We start from the raw sequence: 24153 nt of genomic DNA on the forward strand, positions 1-24153 counted from the left end.
TGTGAAATGTTGTTTGATTTACATGTTAAGTAGGGAGGCACAATTTGTAGGATGGGTCGAGTAACCAGACCCATGGGGGTGTTGGGTTTCATGCTTCAACCCAACCTACGTTGACTTATATTTAATTCCATTTACCCACCTAATACTGAGGATATTAACGTACTAATAAACTATACAGGCCAAATGCGGGTAAAGCCTTGGCTCCCTAAAGTACCATTCACTGTTGGGTCAAAACTAGTGATGACACAACTGTTTTCCTTTTCCCTCACCGCATAGAGAGAAGGTCTGTTAGTGGAACCACACCATTGAGGTTTATTTCTATTACTTGTGGCACACACCCCATGGACTATCTGCTTCCACGTCTCGGTGTCTTTACTCTCCCACACACTGTCAATACAACCTGGTTCTCCCTTTCTATTTATCGTTATGCTCAGTTGTGTGCCTAAATCCCTAATATCTTCCTGCAATCTACGTAACAGCTGGGATAACTCCATTTCTCCACTTTCTGTTTGGGTAACAAATTCACTGCCACGAAAAACGTTATTGCGCATTTCATGGGGTGGTCTTCTCCATCCTGGTCCTATCCCCCCTAATCTCTGGGCCAGTTCTAACAATCTATCTACTAATCCCCTACACTCTTGGTTACATTTAACTCCTATTTGCCAATCCTGATTTACCACCGCGCTCAGTATATTACTGTAGTCACTATTATTTCCCCGGTTCCCTGCGCCTATTTCCCTACCCGCAAACATTCTATAACTCACTAGATTCAGTTGCGCTGGTGACCCAAATCCACCAAATATATAGGTGGTTAAGTTCTCTGCATCCGGTCTGGAAAATTCCCTTAACGCTAATCGCAAAAACCAACCCCGCAGGGTGGCTCTTAATACCTGGGGAGACCACCTATACTTCCCTGTTATGTTCATTCTCCGGTTGTGTGCTTGTATCCCCGGTTTTGCCCCCCGCACCCTTAATTGCCAATCACCTTGGCTTATTCTCTCCACTAATCTCCCAAATCCAGAGTTTTTCCCTCTCCCTATTCCTTCCTCCTCTAAAGTCTCTTTTAATCTATTTTTTAACCATCCCCTTTCGTCTTGTCTTATTTCCTGTCGGGTATTCACTACTATGCTTAAAAGAGTTGGTTGCAATGAAGGAGGTTCCTTGGGTGAGGCTTGCCATTGCACGCTTAAAGCCCTTACGTTCTCCCCATATACTTGCCATGATTGCTGGCCATTCAGGGGATAGGGTTCCACATTGTCCAGAGGTACACTCTCAAATCTAATCTCCCTATAGCGCCATCCACTTCTATCCTCTTGCACAAGTCTTTGCCAAAATTGCTGTTCCTCACCCCCCATTTGAGACCACACCTTTCTAATTCTGCTCAGTAATGACCCCCGCAGGCTAGATCCAGGTATACAAGGATATCCCCCTATTTGTGCAGGCAAAATCATTCCCTCGCTTAGACTTCCTCCCCCTACTTGTATGGGAGTTAAAATTTGCACCCTGAGAATGGGGTTAGATTTTTGTGGCGTGTATGAATTATTCACATACCAGGCTTGGCGCACCTCCCTATTTTCCGGTGGTCCTTCTATTATGTCCGTGGTTTGGGGTGTCCAGCCTTTTTCTTCTTCTGTATCTACTCTGTACCATTTGGGTAATTCTGTTGGTAAGGACATAGTTTTATCTCAGTGTTTTTTATAGTTAGTTGAATTGATTATTACTTTGCATTACTTTGCAGTGTTTCTTTTAGACGCATTGTCCAAAATTGGATTGTATCTGCTATTTCTAGCAGCATTTCTGTAACTAATATTTGTTGGTTGAAATTCAGCTGGGCATATCTAGCTTGAAAATCTTCTGTCTTCATATTAGCCCTTATTCCCAATTCAGAACCCACCACTTGACATAAAGTTACCCTGGCTACCCCCCAGGCAAAATAGCGCCGTTGCTCATCTGTTCCCCCCACACCATCCGGTAATTCACCACCAATTAGTTTGGGTGACCGAGAAAGGGCCCAAAACCTCTCAACACCCCAACTGGAAACATATTCACCTATACCACTGGCTTTTCCTTGCCATTTTTCTATGGCGCTCAAATCAGTAGCCCCTTTCCTTAATTCTGCTAACACTTTTTGGTCTAGGTCATAGAATGATGTTGTCATCTGTACTCCCACCTACGCTGATTAGTTAATATTGTCGATAATTATGCGCCCGTAGCCAACTCCCCATAGTCCTCCCAGGTGATGTTCTCTATGGAGGAAACTTTCCCATCTTTCTGTTTGTTGTTGGCGACTGTGCCATGAAACCACAAAACTCGCTCCCGGTGGTATGCCTTCTACGGAAAACAGGTTGTCTACCAAACTACCGTCTTTATCCGCATTTTCCTTCAAGCTAACTCGCGGTTGGCGTACCATGCCCATATCTACTAAGGTATTAATAGATTCATTTTTCAGGATTAGTAGTCGCTTCCTATGGGCTTGTAGTTCGGGGGGTAAGGGCAATTTACTTGGATCTAAGTAAGCGATATTAGATAGCTTTAACCATCGTAAATACACTGTTTTTTTATCTAATTCTGGTTCGGTGACAAGTAAATTGTCTGGTAAAGGAGGAATTTCTGTCCCCGTGAGATCCGCAAATCTGTTTAACCAGTCAGGAAAGCTTACCCACCAGTTACCATATCCCAATACATGAACAGGCCACCAAACCGGCCATCCCCATCCCAAGGAAATATTACCTGGTGATACAGCACTTGTATCTCCCCCAAACCATTCTCCTACAAAAGGCTGAAACTCCTTTTCCTTTTCCGCGTGTTCCCTGAGCGCACCTCGCAAAGAACTACCTGGTATAACTGGTGTTCTATCCGGTAGGCGAAAAATAGGATTGTTATTACCCCGGTTTTCACTGTCTGCTCCTCCTATGTGGACGGGCTCTCTACATACTATCCAAATGTTTCCTGCTTTCATATTAGATTCTCTTTAAATAACCACAAATGTCCATATCCCCACACATGACGATTAAATGGATCCAGGAGGGGACCACTTTTGGTGATGGGGGCTTTATGCCACCGGTAAATGGCTCCTGCTGGTGTGAGCCACTCACCGGGGGTTAATTTTCTTTCTGGTGTGAGCTTGTGGGAAACTGTTTTCCAGGTCTGCCAGGGTTCCCCTTGTTGGGCTAGGTAAGCTACGGGTGGATGCTGGTCTGGGTAAGGATGGGAGGTTTTAGTTGTTCCATTACTCCACAAAGCACTTGTTAATAATACAGCACCGTCCGCATCTGGTATTTCTGCTCCTAAAAATTCCCAGCTTTCGGTTTCTAGGTTCTCTAAGGGTACGGTCACAATAGGAGTAGCTCCTGCTCCTAGGGTTCCGTATTTTTGCGGTTCCCCTTTCCCTATGACTTTTATCACTATTGACCACTTGCTGGCCATTAAGATAGTTTTTTCAGCGTATAATCCTCCCTCTTCTACTACCTGAAAGTCTTCCCGTCGGTTATGACTCAGGGTTAGAGTTTGCCAAGGAAGCGGTTGAACTTCTACCTGGTTTAAAAATCCCTGTTCCCACAACTGACGAAAATCCTGACTTTTGATGAGATATTTTCCTCCTAGTTGTTCAATTTCTATGTCTGGGGTTGTCTGGTGATGTAGTTGCCACTTTTCTTGCCAATACATACGATATAAATCTAATACCTTTGTGTTCTGTCTTGATGGTAGTCTATGGGTATAAACACCTTGTGGAACTGGCAAGTAGAGATTTTTTTCGTGTAACCAAAAAGGTCCCCACATTTGGGTGGTTTTGGGTAGATTAAGAGCTGCAGCTAGTTGGTTACCATTGGGTGGCCAACGACACCCTACCAGCCCACTGTTTTGCCCTACTGGGGTCAAATTTCCTAGGGTTATGGTGCCTGTGGGTGTGATACTATACCAAGTCATAAGCCATCCTCCCTAAATCTTCTCATCCAAAGGTCGCGGTTTTGTTCCTGTCTGGCTAAAAACACTCGCAGGGCTACCCAATTAGTCCACCATTCCCATTCGCTTAAAAAAGTATCATGTTCAGATTGTGGGCGTACTTGGTTCCAAGAGAGGTTTAAACCTACACTTTGCCATAGGGTTTCTAGGGCGGTTTCTGCCAGGGCTAGATTGGGTTGTTTCATGCGGACAGGTTCCATATATTGCAATAGTTTCTCCCATCTATTTAGTTGGTTATCTGACTGCACCAAGTTGTTTCCCATCAGTATATCCCACAGGAACCAAGGGCAGATCCACTCTATAATCTGATTACTATTGAACAACACCCTTACACAAACCCGGTTTCTGCCCTGGGATTTAGCTTTTTTATAGGCTTCATTGAGATGACTATGCCATAATGCCTGGGGTATACGTCTTTGGGCAATGACTACTCCTAAACTAAAGGTCATTATTTCACTAGGAACGGGATAAACAGACTCCTGATACTTGACCCAACCCGGTACTGGTGGCTCCAACATAGAAGTGAGGGCAGTGGTTCTACCAGACCATAAGCGATATAAATCACTGGTCATCTCCACAGCTTGGGGTAAAGGGCCCAAGAGGAGGAAGTCATCTCCTCCAGCGAATATAACCTTACCAGGGTACTGTTCTTCTACCAGGGGATACAACAGCTTGTTCCAGTGACTAAAGAGAACAGATAGATCCAGAACATGGGGTAGGTCTAATTGGCGATGGGTATGATTAGGAATTTGGGCGGGGACTAGGTTGAGATGGTAATCTTCAATTTGCTGGGGTGTGGGATGCCACTTTTGCCAGAGTAAATTTTCCCGTTCATACTGACTACCAGAGAGCCACTTACCAATGTGGTCTCCGTCACCCCGCCATCCCACGTGCCATTGAATTGGCGTAGTCCATTGGTCTAGGTTGAAATCTTTCCAGTCTTGTTCGACCCCTTCTAGGTCTTGATCCAGACTCCAGTTTTCTAGATTGCGTCGTTCCAACACCTCGGGATGAATATATCCGGGGTGAGATCTATCTATTAAGGGTAAACCCCAGCGTCTAGGTTCTAACCCAAAGTATTCCGCTGCATCTTGTAGCCTATTATTCCAAGGAATAGATTGGCCTAGTAGGGGAACCCAAGCAGCTGCAACTGCGGTTTGTTCAGGAAAATTGCCCCAGGGACACGCGGGAGGAATATGACCCCACCGCATCTCCAGAGCTTTTTGAATATAGTCGGGTAGGGATGCCAAGCGTTTAATCAGCTCTATGCTATTTAGTTTTTCCCGAGAGCTGAAAAGAGCAGAATGGTGTCGAAGGAGACCTGCCCACCAGTGATCGAGTTCGGAGGGGGGTATACCCCAGGTGCCATTTCTGTCGATGGGTAACAACCCGGGATGCCAGACGGAAAGGGAGCCAGCGGTAGGACTAGTTACTCCACTCCACCAGGTTCCTTGCCATTGGCGACTGAGTTTTTGCTTTTCTAGCTCATCGTGAATTTGTTTATTCACCTGAGTAATACTCAGGGGTGGGTCTTGGGTAATGGGTGCGCAGGTATAATAAACAGACCATAAAAACCCATGGTCACGGTGAATCACTTGCCATCCGACACCATCTAATAGTCTTTTTTTTTCGGTGCGCTCTTGCTCAACAACAACTCTTTCAATATTTTTAATGAGTAAAGACCATTCTTGGAGTAAAAGGTGTTTGATATTTTCTAACCAGTTTTGGGCTCCTTCATCAGTAGTACAGGGAACCACACCAGTCATAACATTCGGTAACTCAGGGCGCCAAAAAGATTGGGGGTCTGGAGAAACACCAGTATTCATCCATCGTAGGAGGGGAGAACTTCTGTAGAGAGGTAAAAGAACAGAACCCCCCTGTTTTTCCCAATGATAGATAGTAGCCGTTGCCAGGTAATGACACAACCAAGATGCCACAGCCCAATCTCTTAACCGTTGACCCGCACCGAGGAAGGACTGGACTGGTCCAAAGACCAGAGTGCCCAGGAAATGATGGGGAGAGATTTCTGGAGGTAGCTGTTCAAAGGCATAGTTACTAGCGCCACCCCCCCAGGGGTATTTACTTCTGAGGCGGTCTGTATCTTGCCATTCTCCGGTAACTGGATGGATGGCGAAACCAGGATTTTCAGTGGTTAGGTTAGGGTCTGGGTATAGTTGCTGCTGTAGTGGCAGGAATTGGATGGGTTGTGGTTCGATGAATACCAATTGTTTTAGATCCCCCTTTGGTTATTTGTAATGATAGGTTGGGGTTGGCTGCTGTTCGACAATTTCTGGATATAGCTAGACATTCCTTTCTGTTTGGGTACTTTTTTAGGCATAACTGTAACCGTCTTTGCGATGAATAGGCTTTTCGATGTTTAATTTGGTCGGTTTGACCAGTCCTTAGTAATGTGTTCCTCGACAATGAAAAACAGGCTTGTCATGGTAGTTCAGAGGGCTTTCTAAGATGTCTCGCCTTTTGTTGAAGTTACCGACAGAGCTACAAACTGGAGTTAATTTGTAGGTGTCGTGACCTGTCTTTCGTAGCCAACCTTACCTGATGGTAGGTAACTCTTTTTTATGGCGGAGTCATGCACGCTCACCCCACCTACCCAGATTGTTAAGATCTGGGCAGGTTTGAGTAGACATTAATGAGCGGTTGTCGTTATCTATAATATTAACCTGGTAATAAAAACTTTGTCCCCTATCTATGGGAATAGTTACATCTATCTTTAGATAGATATTTGGGTAAGATAGGGATTTGGGTAGGTATTTTACGACATTTTATCTAACCTAAAAACTTTTATGCGAGTAATGAAATATCCCAGTCAATGTAGTACCTAATAGGGGGTGAGAATGAAGTGGTCTCAAAAAAATAAAATATACATAAGTTTTAGGGAATTATTTTCCTGTAAATGTGTTATAATAGTGGCACAAATGGGGAAAAATCGGTATAAATATTTCAGTAATAGCAAAGGATAATGATAAAAATAAAGACAGAAAAATCAGTAATTAACGAAGAAAGTGCGAAGGTCAAGAAAAAACGCTGGAATGCCTATTATTTCGTTGGGAACCTCGCAGCCTTGTGGTGTAAGGGTTTCAGCCATTATTTTGAGGGTAGTGGGGGTGAAAAACAGAGAAATTTTGCTGACCTTCGCAAAGTGGGTCTAGACACCAGTCAGGGTAAGGTGTTAAAATGGAGGGGTCTTGACCTTCATAAGAAGGAATAGGTATTGCGACTTCTTTCTCTCGAATCATAGGTTATACTTCTATGATGTCTTGACCTTCATAAGAAGGAATAGGTATTGCGACTAACTCTCTCTATCTAACGCAGACATCCCACGTTTCGTGTCTTGACCTTCATAAGAAGGAATAGGTATTGCGACCTATAGAGGTATTCGGACAAGAATACCAAGCCAAAACCTGTCTTGACCTTCATAAGAAGGAATAGGTATTGCGACAATCAAGATGACGCTATGTGTGTGTAATTCTTGTGGTCTTGACCTTCATAAGAAGGAATAGGTATTGCGACCAGTATTGCCTCCCATGTGTAGTATTTACAGTCGTGGCAGTCTTGACCTTCATAAGAAGGAATAGGTATTGCGACTATTAGTACCAGAGATCTGGTAGACTAACTACAGATAGGTCTTGACCTTCATAAGAAGGAATAGGTATTGCGACAATTTCTAATTCGGTTTGAGTTAGGATTGCTTCTTTAGTCTTGACCTTCATAAGAAGGAATAGGTATTGCGACTCCACCTCTTTCCTAAGAAGGCTTGAGAAAACGAGGTCGTCTTGACCTTCATAAGAAGGAATAGGTATTGCGACATAGTAGAAGATAAGTTTTCTCTAAAAGGTTTAACTTGTCTTGACCTTCATAAGAAGGAATAGGTATTGCGACGTCCCCGTCCTCAAGTTGAGGAAATGCCTGATCCAGCAGTCTTGACCTTCATAAGAAGGAATAGGTATTGCGACAAGCTCTTCTGCGCTCCATCCTAGAACCAGTAGTTCGTGTCTTGACCTTCATAAGAAGGAATAGGTATTGCGACTACAACCTGCTATAACAGCAGACTACCTAGTAACCGAAGTCTTGACCTTCATAAGAAGGAATAGGTATTGCGACTCCTGGTAGGTGGTAAACGTTCCGATGAACTTGTCATGTCTTGACCTTCATAAGAAGGAATAGGTATTGCGACGACATCAAAGTCAGCCTTAAGGCTGACCTCAATATTAGTCTTGACCTTCATAAGAAGGAATAGGTATTGCGACCCAAAAATAGTTTAAAGCTTGATAGTTGCCAGTAAGTCTTGACCTTCATAAGAAGGAATAGGTATTGCGACCAAATCAATGCTGCATATGAACTGCTAACCAAGTAGGAAGTCTTGACCTTCATAAGAAGGAATAGGTATTGCGACAACTGGAACGGTTTTAAATATGGTGTCGCATTAAGATTAAGTCTTGACCTTCATAAGAAGGAATAGGTATTGCGACTTTATTTTAAAACCCGCCACTAGAGCGGGTTCTTAGTCTTGACCTTCATAAGAAGGAATAGGTATTGCGACTACTGAGGGATACAGAATTGAAAGTGAGTTTGAAACCCAAAATCCCAACATTGACTTAGTATTAAAACCTCTCAACCCAGAAGAAGAAGGATTTTATGACATAGACACTTTAAAACAATGGTTAACCAACCCTAGCAAACAAGATGGTTATGATCTCGTTGAAGTAGATACATTATTATTAGGTGATTTAGTCAAAGCAAATGTAGTCAAAACATGGAATAAACCTGAAAATATCAAAGATTGGTATCCTGCAGGTTTACAAGGAGTCACAGTCAATGGTGATATATATGGTGTTCCCCATTTATTATGTGGACATTTTATTATTTCTCGGAATGACAAAGTAGCTAAAACCAAATCCGTAGAAAAATTGTTGAATATCTTAACAGCAATAACTCCGGATACACCTAATTTAACAGGAGATTTAATAGGTAGTTGGAACTTACCAGCTCTGTATTTAGATGGGTGGGCGGATACCTATGGAACAAAACAAATTAATGCTGCTTTATCCACCACTTTAAATCCAAAGGTGATCACATCTTTCAGAAAATTTGCTCAAAATTGTCAAGTGGGAGATGTTAACCCCTGCTTTGATAAATATAGCGATTTAGATAGTGGTGCAGCAGCATTTGTTAATAATGAAGTTGATGCTTTTTTTGGTTATTCAGAAAGACTCAATTATATTCTGAAAAATAGCAGCAATTCTGATGTACAATTAAGTTCTCTACCCTTATCTGAAGGCAGTAATCCTTTATTATTTGCTGATGCTTTGGTGTTGCGAAAAGACTGTGATCAGACTTGTGAAAATGCTGATGCTTATCCTAATTCTGGGTTTGCTGAAATTCGTAAAACTTTGAAAAAGGCAATTCTTCAAGAGTTGCAATCATCGTCATAATATAGCAGGAGTAAGTGGGTCAGTATACTTGGGACCAAGTTGTCAATAAAAATACTATGACTGCGCTGATGGCTAGGACACCTTGAATCAAGTTTCCCACGAGCGTTCCCACAGTGATTCCAATACCAGCTTTCACCGCAGGCCATAATCTTCTTTGGTAAAGAAACTCACCCACAATTGCTCCTAATAGAGGTCCAAATAGAATACCTAGTAATGGTCCACCAAAAGGTAAAGCAGGTAATAATCCGAAAAATCCCATTAATAAACCCACAAATGCGCCAATTTGTCCCCACTTACTAGCACCCGCTTGTTTCGCACCAATATAACCAGCAAGGAAATCAACTCCTGTACTTAGAAGTAAAACAATGATTGTCACAATCAGAGGAATTTTAATAGCAGCAAAGGAGTTACTCACAATTCCCCAGATGATAATAGATATTAAAATCAAACTACTTCCAGGGATAGCTGGAACTACAGCACCAATAATTCCCAGGAACATTACAGCAACTAAGAGTAGATAGATAACTTGCATAATTATTGCTAGTGGGGACTGCGCCCAGTTTCATTAAAAAACGATGGTAACATAAGTGTAACCCATGGGGGTGTTGGGTTTCATGCTTCAACCCAACCTACTTTTATCTTATATTTGATTCCACTGACCTACTTATTGCTAGTGGGGACTGCGCCCAGTTTCATTAAAAAATGATGATAACATAAGTGTAATCCATGGGGGTGTTGGGTTTCATGCTTCAACCCAACCTACTTTTATCTTATATTTGATTCCACTGACCTACTTATTGCTAGTGGGGACTGCGCCCAGTTTCATTAAAAAATGATGATAACATAAGTGCAATCCATGGGGGTGTTGGGTTTCATGCTTCAACCCAACCTACTTTTATCTTATATTTGATTCCACTGACCTACTTATTGCTAGTGGGGACTGCGCCCAGTTTCATTAAAAAACGATGGTAACATAAGTGCAATCCATGGGGGTGTTGGGTTTCATGCTTCAACCCAACCTACTTTTATCTTATATTTGATTCCACTGACCTACTTATTGCTAGTGGGGACTGCGCCCAGTTTCATTAAAAAATGATGATAACATAAGTGTAATCCATGGGGGTGTTGGGTTTCATGCTTCAACCCAACCTACTTTTATCTTATATTTGATTCCACTGACCTACTTATTGCTAGTGGGGACTGCGCCCAGTTTCATTAAAAAACGATGGTAACATAAGTGTAACCCATGGGGGTGTTGGGTTTCATGCTTCAACCCAACCTACTTTTATCTTATATTTGATTCCACTGACCTACTTATTGCTAGTGGGGACTGCGCCCAGTTTCATTAAAAAATGATGATAACATAAGTGTAATCCATGGGGATGTTGGGTTTCATGCTTCAACCCAACCTACTTTTATCTTATATTTGATTCCACTGACCTACTTATTGCTAGTGGGGACTGCGCCCAGTTTCATTAAAAAATGATGATAACATAAGTGTAATCCATGGGGGTGTTGGGTTTCATGCTTCAACCCAACCTACTTTTATCTTATATTTGATTCCACTGACCTACTTATTGCTAGTGGGGACTGCGCCCAGTTTCATTAAAAAATGATGATAACATAAGTGTAATCCATGGGGGTGTTGGGTTTCATGCTTCAACCCAACCTACTTTTATCTTATATTTGATTCCACTGACCTACTTATTGCTAGTGGGGACTGCGCCCAGTTTCATTAAAAAATGATGATAACATAAGTGTAATCCATGGGGATGTTGGGTTTCATGCTTCAACCCAACCTACTTTTATCTTATATTTGATTCCACTGACCTACTTATTGCTAGTGGGGACTGCGCCCAGTTTCATTAAAAAATGATGATAACATAAGTGTAATCCATGGGGGTGTTGGGTTTCATGCTTCAACCCAACCTACTTTTATCTTATATTTGATTCCACTGACCTACTTATTGCTAGTGGGGACTGCGCCCAGTTTCATTAAAAAATGATGATAACATAAGTGTAATCCATGGGGGTGTTGGGTTTCATGCTTCAACCCAACCTACTTTTATCTTATATTTGATTCCACTGACCTACTTATTGCTAGTGGGGACTGCGCCCAGTTTCATTAAAAAATGATGATAACATAAGTGTAATCCATGGGGGTGTTGGGTTTCATGCTTCAACCCAACCTACTTTTATCTTATATTTGATTCCACTGACCTACTTATTGCTAGTGGGGACTGCGCCCAGTTTCATTAAAAAACGATGGTAACATAAGTGCAATCCATGGGGGTGTTGGGTTTCATGCTTCAACCCAACCTACTTTTATCTTATATTTGATTCCACTGACCTACTTATTGCTAGTGGGGACTGCGCCCAGTTTCATTAAAAAACGATGGTAACATAAGTGCAATCCATGGGGGTGTTGGGTTTCATGCTTCAACCCAACCTACTTTTATCTTATATTTGATTCCACTGACCTACTTATTGCTAGTGGGGACTGCGCCCAGTTTCATTAAAAAATGATGATAACATAAGTGTAATCCATGGGGATGTTGGGTTTCATGCTTCAACCCAACCTACTTTTATCTTATATTTGATTCCACTGACCTACTTATTGCTAGTGGGGACTGCGCCCAGTTTCATTAAAAAATGATGATAACATAAGTGTAATCCATGGAGGTGTTGGGTTTCATGCTTCAACTCAACCTACCTTCTACCCTTTTTAAAAACCAACACAAAACCAAAAACAAGTGCTAAAATTGGGTTAATTTATATTTTATAGGAGTAATTTTCATGGTAGCTACTACTGCTAAAAAGATGACTTTTGAAGAATTTCTTAATTATGATGATGGGACAGATTATTTATATGAATTGGAAAATGGGGAAATAATTCTTATGCCTTTTGAAAGTGAAATCAATCGGCGCATAGCGGTGTTTTTATTAATCTATTTTTCTCAATTAGGTATTCCCTATTACCGCTTGAGTATGAAAACGGAAATAGCGGTAAATAGTCGCATGGTGGGGGTGCGTGTTCCTGATTTGGTGGTATTTTCTGAAGAGTTGGCACAGGTGATGCAAAATGCTACACGCTCTCTAATTTTAATGGATATGCCACCCCCTTTATTGGTAGTTGAAGTGGTAAGTCCTAATCAAGAAAAGCGAGATTATCGTTACAAGCGTTCTGAGTATGCAGCGCGAGGTATTAATGAATATTGGATTGTTGATCCAATGGGGCAAAAAGTGACTGTTTTGGAGTGGGTGGAAGGTTTGTATGAGGAGCGGGTTTTTATGGATGATGAAGTGATTTGTTCCCCCTTATTTGCCGAGGTCAAGTTAACTGTAAATGAGATTTTAAGATGAGCCAGGATAACTTGATTTAAGATGATAATGTTGGGTTGAGAAAACCCAACCTACGTTAGACTTGACGTATAAGGTGAAATAATTGCAGATGATTATAAATATAATCCCAGCACTATTCCCAAAGTTATTGACGTTCAATTTCTATAAACTTAAACTTAAAACCATTTTCTTCTAATTTTTCTTCTTTGGTTAATTTGCCAAAATTGCTAAATTCAGGAAAATGTATATCACCTTCAAAATTCCCTTCCACAATGGTCAAATATAGCTTGTTCGCAAATTCCATAGCCTGGGTATAAATTTGTTCTCCACCAGCAATAAATATCTCTTCTGTTTCACTCATTTTGGTCCATTTAATTGCTTCCCCCAAAGAATGAAAAACTACACATCCTGGCGCTTGATAGTCAGTGTTTTTAGTTACAATAATATTAGTACGATTTGGTAATGGATGATTGAAGGTGGCATAGGTTTTACGACCCATAATTACAGGATGTCGCCAGGTAGTTTCTTTAAAATAACGTCCATCACTAGGAATATCCCAGGGAATACCCCCGCGAATGTGTTCGTTTTTGGAATCAGATAAAATACGATCTTGGGAAATGGCAGCTATGAGACTAATAAGAGTCATAACGGATGATATTCCTTGCTAAAGGTTAACTGTTTATTCGCTCTACATACCGTTTGAACAAAAGTTCCAGAAGGTGATTTTTGAATTCTCGATCATCACTAAACTGCTTATAGAAATTAAAATTAGTTTCTATCATATCCTGCATCAGGTCATTGGTGAGGTTATCGAAAACAAGTCTTATGTTTTCAGGAGTGTTCACTTTGAAGCTTAATTTCAAGGGATTACTTTCGTCTAGTTTATCTTCTAATTGCTTAATAAATACCCGTTCATTGTCAGTGAAATCAGTGCCAAATTGCTGATTGATTTCTTGAATGATTTTTGAAAGAGGTTCTATGTTCTCTGTGGATGGTTTACTTGCTCCTATGGAATAATTACCTCTTGTTTCTCTCACTCCTCTTTCTAGTTCAATTTTGCCTTTATGGGTCTTTTGGATGCGGTAAGATTTTAATTCGATGTTTGTCTGCACTTCCAGGGGAAGGGTATGGGTTTTAATAGGTAGCTTACGGATTAGGTGGCGAAAAAATTCATAGAATTTTTCTAGCTCCCCGTCTGGAATAGGTAATAGTTGGGATATAAAAGCATATAATCGGATGAAATCTTGAAGCTGACCCCGAAAGTTAAATTGCTCTTCTACTGTAGCTTCTTTATATTGCTCTACTACGGGTGCTAAAACAGTGTATAATTTATCCTGTGTCCCCTGTTTTCCATAATAAATCTCGGCAAAAGAATCTACCTCCTTTTGTCCATAAAAACCGTAGTCACCAAGTTGGGACTGAAGGTCATAAAGCTGGTTGGGATCAGTAGACTCACTTAGAATTGTGCGATCGTAATACTCTTCAAAAGCCTTCTTTATCTCCGATGCTTCGTTGGCAAAGTCTAGTACGATTGTTCCCAATTTATTGGGATGTGTTCGGTTCAGGCGCGAAAGGGTCTGCACCGCGTTTACTCCACTCAATTTCTTATCCACATACATTGCTACTAGTAGTGGCTGATCAAAACCAGTCTGGAATTTATTAGCCACTACCAAAAAGTGATAGGAAGGTTGGTTAAAGGTTTCTGCGGTTGCATTGTCGGCAATATGTATACCCGAAGACCTGGAGTTCATATTGGTCTCAGTAAATTCTCCACCATCCTTGACTGTTCCCGTAAAAGCGACTAGGGACTGATAGGGATAGCCATTTTGGCGAATATACTCATCTAATTCTTGCTTGTAACGTACTGCATGTAGCCTGGAACGGGTAACAATCATGGCTTTGGCTTTGCCATCAATTTGGTGGGCAACTTTCTCATGAAAATGCTCCATAATAATCGCCACCTTCTGATTAATTGTGTGTGGGTGCAATTCGACAAAGTTTCGCAGTAGGGATACGGCTTTTTTCCGATCATAATTTGGATCGGTTTCAATAGTTTTGAGAAGATTAAAATATGTGTTATAGGTAGTATAGTTTTCCAGTACATCTAAAATAAAACCCTCCTCAATGGCTTGGCGCATAGAGTAGAGGCTAAAGGGAGCAAAGCTACCATCGGGTTGTTTTGTGCCAAATAACTCCAGGGTTTTGGCCTTGGGGGTCGCAGTGAAAGCAAAGTAGCTCAGGTTAGGAATTCTCCCGCGTTTTTTCGCCTCAGCAACAATACGATCTTCTAAATCCTCTTCTTCCTTACTTTCTTCCGCTTCTGCTGCTTCTAGGCTTGTGGCACTTAATACAGATTTGAGCTTTTTGGTACTTTCCCCAGTTTGGGAGGAGTGGGCCTCATCTACAATTACTGCAAATCGCTTCCCCGTGAGGGACTGGATCTGGTCAACGATAACTGGGAATTTTTGCAAGGTGGTGACAATGATTTTTTTTCCTAATTCCAGGGCCTCTTTGAGTTGGTGGGAGGTCTTGTCAATATTCTCAACCAATCCGGGAGTGTCTTCAAACTGACGGATGGTTCGTTGTAATTGGCGATCCAAGACCCGGCGATCGGTAATGACGATGATGGAATCAAACACCAGCTGATCTTGGGAGTTATGAAGGCTAGAAAGTCCGTGAGCAAGCCAGGCAATGGAATTACTTTTACCACTCCCGGCGCTGTGTTGGATGAGGTAGGATTTTCCCGGGCCTTGGGACTTGGCATCCTCTAACAAACGACGTACTGTATCAAGTTGGTGATAGCGGGGGAAGATGAGTTTCTTTTTCCCTGTTTTCCTCCCCTTGTCGTCTTCTCCTTCAACCAGAGTGATAAAGTTCTGGATGAGATCTAGGACACTATTTTTTTGCCAGGTTTTTTCCCATAGGTAAGCGGTGCTGAAACTAAGGGTGGAGGGTGGGTTTCCCGCTCCTCCACAGTTCCCCTGGTTGAAGGGTAGGAAATGGGTTTTATCACCCTGAAGGTGGGTGGTCATATAGACCAGATCTGGGTCTATGGCAAAGTGGGAGAGACAAACGCCAAGGGTAAAGAGTGGTTCTTTGGGATCCCGGTCGGTGCGGTACTGTTTGATAGCATGTTCCACGTTTTGACCTTTAAAGGGGTTTTTTAGCTCAGCGGTGAAGAGGGGTAGTCCATTGAGGAAGAGGACCAGATCCAGGCTTTTGGTGGGCGTTTTCTGGCTATAGTGGAGTTGTCTGGCAACAGTAAATAAATTAGCCTGATAGAGTTTTTGGGTTTCTTGATTGAGTCTGGTATTGGGTTGGAAGTAGGCAAGTTGAAAACGGCAGCCATTGGCTTTGATACCTTTGCGGAGGACTTCTAAGGTGCCTCGGTTTTTGATGACTTCGGCCAGGCGTTTTAGGAGTTTGTTATCCGCGTCATCACCATATTGGGTTGTAAATTTCTGCCACTCTTTTGGTTGGGTGACTTGGATGAAGTTAAGCACATCCTGGGGGATGAGGGAGAGGGCGGGGTGGTAATCGCTGGAGGTGCGGCGCTGGTAACCGTTTTGCAGGAGGCTTGTTTCGATGGTGTTTTCAAGGTTTTTTTCTGAGGTGTCGATCATTTGGGATTTAATTTTTTGATATTTTTTCAGGTGTATTGGGGTTGTATTAATTGGGTGATGGAGTTAGATTCTCTCTTATATCAATTTTACCTGTGACAGCAGCTGAGATGAGTGCTGTTCGGTATTCTTTGAGTTTGTCAATACTGATGCGGGTCTTGGTGACTAGGGTGTCGATTTTGGCAGTTTCTCTATCTAGGAATTGGGCGATCGCTTGTTGTTCAGTGAGGGGGGGACTAGCAACGGGGATTTCTCTGACTTTTTCAACCGTAAAATGGGCGATAGTAGCCTTATTGCATAGCAAATCAATGTATCCAATCGATTTAATGAAAAACAGCCAATAATATAGGAATGGATTTGAATATCGTTCCCTGTTTCTAATTCGATGAACAGCATTTTGAATGTAGCAATTGTCTATTTCTCCCCTCCAAATAGCGGTTCGACCAACATCACCTCCTTCACTTACAACCAGATCTCCTGCTTTTAACTCGTACAAACTTTTCTCATAAGGAGAGAAGTACATTTCCTTTAAGTCTGCTAAATTAACACCTTCCCAGGAAATATTAGCAGCACGTAGATAAGGTTCTAAGCTATCTTCTGAAGACGATGGCGAGGATTGCAGCATTTTTCCTAAACAAGTTTTGTATCCGTACTTTAACCGTATAAGATTCCAACCCTCCGGAATTTTCCCCAACCACTCAATCCCAGAATCCTTCATCGGAGCATCAGGATTTAGTCCCTTAGTGACCGCATGGCTAATCAGTGCGGTGCGCTTCTCCTTGAGAAGTTCGATTAATCGCTCCTTCTTGGCAATCAAGGTGTCTATTTTGACAGTTTCTCTATCTAAAAATCGGGCGATCGCTTGTTGTTGAATAAGTCCTGTCCAAGGGAGTAGTTGATTATGTGCAAACTCTCGACTTAATCCTGGAACACCAGTATCCTGAGAACTCTTATCAAGCTCTAGTAGTGACAAAACATAAAACAACCATTTTAAGCATATACTTGAATTGACAGTTCTTGCATCGATAAAATATGTCGTATCTATAGCAAATACACAGCTTTCAGAATATGTAATTTTGCCACATGAACCTTTTCTTCCTATAATAATACAGGGCGCAAATGTATTAGGAGCCAGAGCCCTCTGAATTCCAACTAATCCATTTGATCCATAGACCGGAATATCACCAAGTCCCTTGGTATCACCTGATAATGAATCACCATACGTAAGACGTGATATATACTTAAGTCTCTTCACCTCCCAATGTTCTGGAATTTTCCCCAACCACTCAACCCCAGAATCCTTATACGCTGGATACCGCTTCCATCCCCTCTCCTGCTTAATCTCTACCTCACTCATCCTGCTACCTCCCGCAACATTTCCAGTATATCCCCTTCAATTGCCTTAATTTCCGCTTCAATCTCCTCTAACGCCCGTGGGGGCTCATACTTATAAAAATACCGGTTGAAATTAATTTCATAGCCCACCTTGCCAATCTCTCCATCCTTAACATCCCGCACGCTCTCGCTAATCCACGCATCAGATACATGGGGGGCCACTTCCCGCTGAAAATACTCCCTAATATCCTCCTTGAGTGGCACATTCTCAGTATCTCTTAACTCAGAATCAGCTTCAGGATGTCCCTGCTTATCCTCACAAACCTTCCCGGTGTCGTCTCGCTCAGAAAGTGCAGCAAGAATTGCCTTGTAAACCGGCGCTCCTATCGTTAATCCTTGGGACTTTATCGCTTTCTTTAACACCTTCTCAAATTGGTCACGATCTTTATACAATGTATCTGGTAAGTTATAAAGCATGTCCAAAATTAGCCTCTGCTGCTCCCTGCCAGCCTGTTCCTCAGTTGCCTTTACCTCGGCGCTCTTTTTCTTGCTTACCGCCAAACTAATAAATCCAGGTTGCTCCTTAATCTTTACTATGCGCTCCGGTGATGCCTGAAAGTTTAATCGCAGGGGACGCTCAACAGTAATTTTACGATAACCAAAATCTTGAGTGTCAAAAATCTTGCTGACTTCTGAAGACTCAAAACTCTGGAAAATTCTGGTTATCTCCTCAATATACTGGGAACTGACCTCCCGTCGCTTACTCCCTAAACTCTTCCGCATCGGTATCCAAAACTCAGAGGCGTTAATGAGTTGCACCTTCCCTTTTCTCTCAGGAGACTTGTGGTTGGTTAGAACCCAGATGTATGTGGCAATACCCGTGTTATAAAAAAGCTGCTCGGGCAAAGCTGCGATCGCTTCTAACCAGTCATTCTCCAAAATCCACCGCCGAATCTCGCTCTCGCCACTTCCCGCATCTCCGGTAAACAATGGCGAACCATTCATCACTATGGCCACGCGACTTCCACCCTGCTCAACCGGTTTCATACGTGAGAGCATGTGCTGCAAAAATAGGAGTTGACCATCACTTATGCGTGGTGTTCCTGCTGAAAAACGACCACCTGGTTTTTGCGCTTCCGCTTCCACTGCATCTTTGTCCCGCTTCCAATCTTTTCCGTAGGGTGGATTGGCCAGGAGATAGTCAAAGGTTCTGTCGCTGTGCTGATCATGGGAAAGAGTACTGCCAAATTTAATATTTTCAGCATCTTTGCCATCTATGCTCTTCATATACAGATCGGATTTGCACACCGCAAAGGTTTCCGGATTCACTTCCTGTCCAAAAAGAAATACTTGAGCTTTGGAATTGAGTTCGAGGATGCGATCTTTGGCAATAGTCAGCATTCCTCCTGAACCGCAGCAAGGATCGCAAACTGTGCGGTTAATGTATTCCTGGCTCAATTGGGCTTTATCCTGAGCGAAGATGAGGTTGACCATCAACTGGATAACCTCCCTCGGTGTGAAGTGTTCTCCCGGATTTTCATCCAGGGCCTCATTGAATTTACGGATTAGCTCCTCAAATATATATCCCATCTCCAGATTAGAAACTTTGTCCGGATGTAGGTCTATATTCTTAAACCGCTCAGTAACCAAAAATAGCAGCTCCGACTGTTCTAGCTTATCAATGGTGTTGGGAAAGTCAAATTTCTCCAACACTTCGCGCATATTGGCACTAAAGCTGTTAATGTATAGTTTCAAATTAGCAGCAAGGTGCTTGGGATCATCTAGCAGCTTCTGAAAGTCGTAGGGGGCGCTGTTGTAGAAAGCAAAGCCCGATTTCTTGCACAGGAAGGAGTCCAGGTTATCTAGTTTGTTTTTGTAATGGTTGTAGGCTTCTAAGACCTCCACTTTGGTTGGTTGAAGTACGCAGTCGAGGCGACGTAACACGGTAAAAGGCAGAATAACATCTTGATACTTGCCACGCTTAAAGGTATCCCGGATAAGATCGGCGATACTCCAAATGAAATTGACCTTTTCTCCAAAATTTTGCATAATAATACTTGTATTTATAGATCAGGATTTTATATTTTCTCTGGGTCAATCCCAAGGGAACGTAGATAAGCAGCTAGTTTTTCTTTTTGTTGGCGCTCCTGTTCTTTAGCTTCTCGTTCCTGTTCTTTAGCCATGCGTTCCTGAGATGCGATCGCTTCCGCTAGCTCTTTAGCTTCTCGTTCCTGTTCTTTAGCCATGCGTTCCTGAGATGCGATCGCTTCTGCTCGCTCTTTAGCTTCTCGTTCCTGTTCTTTAGCGAGACGCTCTTGAGATGCGATAGTTTCTGCTTGCTCTTTAGCCAGACGCTCACGAATAGCGATAACTTCCGCTTGTTCCGCAAGCTCATTTCCTGTCAATAAGAGATTCCCCTTATTATCCCACCATCTTAACCACGGTGTGGGTGGTTTCTGGTTGTCATACAGTATTCCCAACTCTATACCCATCTCCGGTATGGCATAGTGTCCTCGCATATTCGCCTTTATTTCTTTGTATCTTTTTCTCTCTAAATGATATACCTCTAGTGTACCCTTAAAACCATTAAATATGGCATAATATGGTATCTTTACCGCTTGTTCATACACCCAAAACTTCCCCGCTTTTTTTAGTTTCCCGGTTTCTGGATCTATTTCATCCCCTTCTGGTGGAGGGGAACTGTCTTTTTCTTCCTTTCCATTTTTAGACGCGAATTCTATCACTATGAAGGGAGGTACTTTTTCCTTCCATAGCACATATGACCTTCTCAATTGCCCATTTAGTCTGGATGGCACTCCGGGAACATAGAACCAGTCTGGTGCTTCTACCCCTTTTTCTGGAGGTTCTGTGAATCGCCAATATATGCCACTATCCTGTCCTATACAGTAGTCTCCGTTGGGATGGATTTTTTTCAGTAATGGTTCAATTGATGTGGTTAATATTATGCTTTGTGGGTGTTCTTGGAAATTTTTCACAAAATCGTCATCGGAGTCCGGTAACTGGGTATGGTCTGGTAGGTCCAGGGGTTCCTCAGGGAGGGTTACATTTTGGGTGGTGGTTGAAGATTGGGGCACGGTAAGAGGGGGTACGGGGTTCATTTTTGCCCTCAGCTAGGGGGATTTAACCTAATTTTAGCAACTGTTTTTGGTTTCGTGTTGTTTTTTTTGACCGGGGAAATATCTGATAGTTTGGAACCCAACCCGCATTATATTTAGCATAAGGATTTTATATTTTCTCTGGGTCAATCCCAAGAGAACGTAGATAAGCAGCTAGTTTTTCTTTTTGTTGGCGCTCCTGAGATGCGATCGCTTCTGCTCGCTCTTTAGCTTCTCGTTCCTGTTCTTTAGCGAGACGCTCTTGAGATGCGATATTTTCTGCTTGCTCTCTAGCCAGACGCTCTTGAGATGCGATCGCTTCCGCTTGTTCCGCAAGCTCATTTCCTGTCAATAAGAGATTCCCCTTATTATCCCACCATCTTAACCACGGTGTGGGTGGTTTCTGGTTGTCATACAGTATTCCCAACTCTATACCCATCTCCGGTATGGCATAGTGTCCTCGCCTATTCGCCTTTATTTCTTTGTATCTTTTTCTCTCTAAATGATATACCTCTAGTGTACCCTTAAAACCATTAAATATGGCATAATATGGTATCTTTACCGCTTGTTCATACACCCAAAACTTCCCCGCTTTTTTTGGTTTCCCGGTTTCTGGATCTATTTCATCCCCTTCTGGTGGAGGGGAACTGTCTTTTTCCTCCTTTCCATTTTTAGACGCGAATTCTATCACTATGAAGGGAGGTACTTTTTCCTTCCATAGCACATATGACCTTCTCAATTGCCCATTTAGCCTGGATGGCACTCCGGGAACATAGAACCAGTCTGGTGCTTCTACCCCTTTTTCTGGAGGTTCTGTGAATCGCCAATATATGCCACTATCCTGTCCTATACAATAATCTCCGTTGGGATGGATTTTTTTCAGTAATAGTTCAATTGATGTGGTTAATATTATGCTTTGTGGGTGTTCTTGGAAATTTTTCACAAAATCGTCATTGGAGTCCGGTAACTGGGTATGGTCTGGTAGGTCGAGGGGTTCCTCAGGGAGGGTTACATTTTGGGTGGTAGTTGAAGATTGGGACACACGGGGTACGGGGTTCATTTTTGCCCTTCAGCTAGGGGGATTTAACCTAATTTTAGCAACTTTTTTTGGTTTCGTGTTGTTTTTTTTGACCGGGGAAATATCTGATAGTTTAGAACCCAACCCGCATTATATTTAGCATAAGGATTTTATATTTTCTCTGGGTCAATCCCAAGAGAACGTAGATAAGCAGCTAGTTTTTCTTTTTGTTGGCGCTCCTGAGATGCGATAGTTTCTGCTTGCTCTCTAGCTTCTCGTTCCTGTTCTTTAGCCATGCGTTCTTGAGATGCGATATTTTCTGCTTGCTCTCTAGCCAGACGCTCTTGAGATGCGATATTTTCTGCTTGCTCTTTAGCCAGACGCTCACGAATAGCGATAACTTCCGCTTGTTCCGCAAGCTCATTTCCTGTCAATAAGAGATTCCCCTTATTATCCCACCATCTTAACCACGGTGTGGGTGGTTTCTGGTTGTCATACAGTATTCCCAACTCTATACCCATCTCCGGTATGGCATAGTGTCCTCGCCTATTCGCCTTTATTTCTTTGTATCTTTTTCTCTCTAAATGATATACCTCTAGTGTACCCTTAAAACCATTAAATATGGCATAATATGGTATCTTCACCGCTTGTTCGTACACCCAAAACTTCCCCGCTTTTTTTGGTTTCCCGGTTTCTGGATCTATTTCATCCCCTTCTGGTGGAGGGGAACTGTCTTTTTCCTCCTTTCCATTTTTAGACGCGAATTCTATCACTATGAAGGGAGGTACTTTTTCCTTCCATAGCACATATGACCTTCTCAATTGCCCATTTAGTCTGGATGGCACTCCGGGAACATAGAACCAGTCTGGTGCTTCTACCCCTTTTTCTGGAGGATCTGTGAATCGCCAATATATGCCACTATCCTGTCCTATACAATAATCTCCGTTGGGATGGATTTTTTTCAGTAATGGTTCAATTGATGTGGTTAATATTATGCTTTGTGGGTGTTCTTGGAAATTTTTCACAAAATCGTCATCGGAGTCCGGTAACTGGGTATGGTCTGGTAGGTCGAGGGGTTCCTCAGGGAGGGTTACATTTTGGGTGGTAGTTGAAGATTGGGACACACGGGGTACGGGGTTCATTTTTGCCCTTCAGCTAGGGGGATTTAACCTAATTTTAGCAACTGTTTTTGGTTTCGTGTTGTTTTTTTTGACCGGGGAAATATCTGATAGTTTAGAACCCAACCCGCATTATATTTAGCATAAGGATTTTATATTTTCTCTGGGTCAATCCCAAGAGAACGTAGATAAGCAGCTAGTTTTTCTTTTTGTTGGCGCTCCTGTTCTTTAGCCAGACGCTCTTGAGATGCGATCGCTTCTGCTCGCTCTTTAGCTTCTCGTTCCTTTTCTTTAGCCATGCGTTCTTGAGATGCGATCGCTTCTGCTCGCTCTTTAGCTTCTCGTTCCTTTTCTTTAGCCAGACGCTCACGAATAGCGATCGCTTCCGCTTGTTCCGCAAGCTCATTTCCTGTCAATAAGAGATTCCCCTTATTATCCCACCATCTTAACCACGGTGTGGGTGGTTTCTGGTTGTCATACAGTATTCCCAATTCTATACCCATCTCCGGTATGGCATAGTGTCCTCGCCTATTCGCCTTTATTTCTTTGTATCTTTTTCTCTCTAAATGATATACCTCTAGTGTACCCTTAAAACCATTAAATATGGCATAATATGGTATCTTTACCGCTTGTTCATACACCCAAAACTTCCCCGCTTTTTTTAGTTTCCCGGTTTCTGGATCTATTTCATCCCCTTCTGGTGGAGGGGAACTGTCTTTTTCCTCCTTTCCATTTTTAGACGCGAATTCTATCACTATGAAGGGAGGTACTTTTTCCTTCCATAGCACATATGACCTTCTCAATTGCCCATTTAGCCTGGATGGCACTCCGGGAACATAGAACCAGTCTGGTGCTTCTACCCCTTTTTCTGGAGGATCTGTGAATCGCCAATATATGCCACTATCCTGTCCTATACAATAGTCTCCGTTGGGATGGATTTTTTTCAGTAATGGTTCAATTGATGTGGTTAATATTATGCTTTGTGGGTGTTCTTGGAAATTTTTCACAAAATCGTCATCGGAGTCCGGTAACTGGGTATGGTCTGGTAGGTCGAAAGTTTCCCTAGGGGGGGTTACATTTTGGGTGGTAGTTGAAGATTGGGACACACGGGGTACGGGGTTCATTTTTGCCCTTCAGCTAGGGGGATTTAACCTAATTTTAGCAACTTTTTTTGGTTTCGTGTTGTTT

16 protein-coding genes and 1 CRISPR repeat array are annotated in these 24153 nt (G+C 42.4%); of the genes, 2 read left to right on the plus strand and 14 right to left on the minus strand.

Translation table 11 applies throughout. From position 1 onward, the window contains the following. Positions 1-170: 170 nt before the first annotated feature. From IAR63_RS14870 to IAR63_RS14890, 5 genes are read right to left on the minus strand one after another with little or no spacing between them, the layout of a single operon-like run. Positions 171-1676, minus strand: a complete 1506-nt coding sequence (locus IAR63_RS14870) for an RAMP superfamily CRISPR-associated protein (RefSeq protein ID WP_187705809.1) — start codon at positions 1674-1676, stop codon at positions 171-173. A gap of 41 nt (positions 1677-1717) precedes the next feature. Beyond that, positions 1718-2158: a hypothetical protein gene (locus tag IAR63_RS14875; protein WP_057177044.1), complete on the minus strand. Its 441-nt coding sequence runs from the start codon at positions 2156-2158 to the stop codon at positions 1718-1720. Between the two features lie 21 nt (positions 2159-2179). Next, a complete protein-coding gene (locus tag IAR63_RS14880; RefSeq protein ID WP_071242325.1) occupies positions 2180-2959 on the minus strand; it encodes an RAMP superfamily CRISPR-associated protein in 780 nt (259 codons plus the stop codon). Then, the gene (locus IAR63_RS14885) at positions 2956-3927 is read right to left on the minus strand and encodes a hypothetical protein (protein ID WP_187705810.1); all 972 of its coding nucleotides are present in this window, start codon (positions 3925-3927) and stop codon (positions 2956-2958) included. Before IAR63_RS14885 ends, IAR63_RS14880 begins: the two co-directional genes overlap by 4 nt. Further along, entirely contained in the window at positions 3924-6188 is a 2265-nt protein-coding gene (locus tag IAR63_RS14890) for a Cas10/Cmr2 second palm domain-containing protein (RefSeq protein ID WP_187705811.1), read from the minus strand. The genes IAR63_RS14885 and IAR63_RS14890 overlap by 4 nt, the downstream gene beginning before the upstream one ends. Positions 6189-7166: 978 nt before the next feature. After that, a CRISPR array of direct repeats spans positions 7167-8524; the repeat unit is 36 nt; unit sequence GTCTTGACCTTCATAAGAAGGAATAGGTATTGCGAC. Between the two features lie 100 nt (positions 8525-8624). Between IAR63_RS14890 and IAR63_RS14895 the strand changes: the two genes are divergently transcribed. Further along, positions 8625-9416, plus strand: a complete 792-nt coding sequence (locus IAR63_RS14895; protein ID WP_328701256.1) for an extracellular solute-binding protein — start codon at positions 8625-8627, stop codon at positions 9414-9416. 19 nt (positions 9417-9435) lie between these two features. Here the strand turns inward: IAR63_RS14895 and IAR63_RS14900 are convergent, their stop codons facing one another. Beyond that, on the minus strand, positions 9436-9948 hold the full coding sequence (locus IAR63_RS14900) for a DUF456 domain-containing protein (RefSeq protein ID WP_006277555.1): 513 nt from the start codon (positions 9946-9948) through the stop codon (positions 9436-9438). A 2264-nt stretch (positions 9949-12212) separates the two neighbouring features. Between IAR63_RS14900 and IAR63_RS14905 the strand changes: the two genes are divergently transcribed. Next, positions 12213-12779, plus strand: a complete 567-nt coding sequence (locus IAR63_RS14905; RefSeq protein ID WP_096547023.1) for a Uma2 family endonuclease — start codon at positions 12213-12215, stop codon at positions 12777-12779. Between the two features lie 124 nt (positions 12780-12903). On the opposite strand, the gene IAR63_RS14910 is transcribed toward IAR63_RS14905, so the two are convergent. The 8 genes from IAR63_RS14910 to IAR63_RS14945 all read right to left on the minus strand — a co-directional run bounded on the left by IAR63_RS14910 (position 12904) and on the right by IAR63_RS14945 (position 24089). After that, positions 12904-13404 carry a dihydrofolate reductase gene (locus IAR63_RS14910; RefSeq protein ID WP_187705812.1) on the minus strand — a complete coding sequence of 167 codons (501 nt, stop codon included), beginning with the start codon at positions 13402-13404 and terminating at the stop codon, positions 12904-12906. A 25-nt stretch (positions 13405-13429) separates the two neighbouring features. After that, the gene (locus tag IAR63_RS14915; RefSeq protein ID WP_187705813.1) at positions 13430-16381 is read right to left on the minus strand and encodes a type I restriction endonuclease subunit R; all 2952 of its coding nucleotides are present in this window, start codon (positions 16379-16381) and stop codon (positions 13430-13432) included. 46 nt (positions 16382-16427) lie between these two features. Beyond that, on the minus strand, positions 16428-17351 hold the full coding sequence (locus IAR63_RS14920; RefSeq protein ID WP_187705814.1) for a restriction endonuclease subunit S: 924 nt from the start codon (positions 17349-17351) through the stop codon (positions 16428-16430). Between the two features lie 380 nt (positions 17352-17731). Beyond that, positions 17732-19762 carry a type I restriction-modification system subunit M gene (locus IAR63_RS14925; RefSeq protein ID WP_187705815.1) on the minus strand — a complete coding sequence of 677 codons (2031 nt, stop codon included), beginning with the start codon at positions 19760-19762 and terminating at the stop codon, positions 17732-17734. A gap of 29 nt (positions 19763-19791) precedes the next feature. Continuing rightward, entirely contained in the window at positions 19792-20832 is a 1041-nt protein-coding gene (locus IAR63_RS14930) for a Uma2 family endonuclease (RefSeq protein WP_187705816.1), read from the minus strand. Positions 20833-20959: 127 nt separating this feature from the next. Further along, positions 20960-21889, minus strand: coding sequence for a Uma2 family endonuclease (locus IAR63_RS14935; RefSeq protein WP_187705817.1), 930 nt, complete (start codon positions 21887-21889; stop codon positions 20960-20962). Between the two features lie 128 nt (positions 21890-22017). Continuing rightward, positions 22018-22989 carry a Uma2 family endonuclease gene (locus IAR63_RS14940; RefSeq protein WP_187705818.1) on the minus strand — a complete coding sequence of 324 codons (972 nt, stop codon included), beginning with the start codon at positions 22987-22989 and terminating at the stop codon, positions 22018-22020. Between the two features lie 128 nt (positions 22990-23117). Next, a complete protein-coding gene (locus tag IAR63_RS14945; RefSeq protein ID WP_187705819.1) occupies positions 23118-24089 on the minus strand; it encodes a Uma2 family endonuclease in 972 nt (323 codons plus the stop codon). Between the last annotated feature and the right edge of the window lie 64 nt (positions 24090-24153).

It is taken from the genome of Cylindrospermopsis curvispora GIHE-G1, from assembly GCF_014489415.1.
GTDB classification, from domain to species: Bacteria; Cyanobacteriota; Cyanobacteriia; order Cyanobacteriales; family Nostocaceae; genus Raphidiopsis; species Raphidiopsis curvispora_A.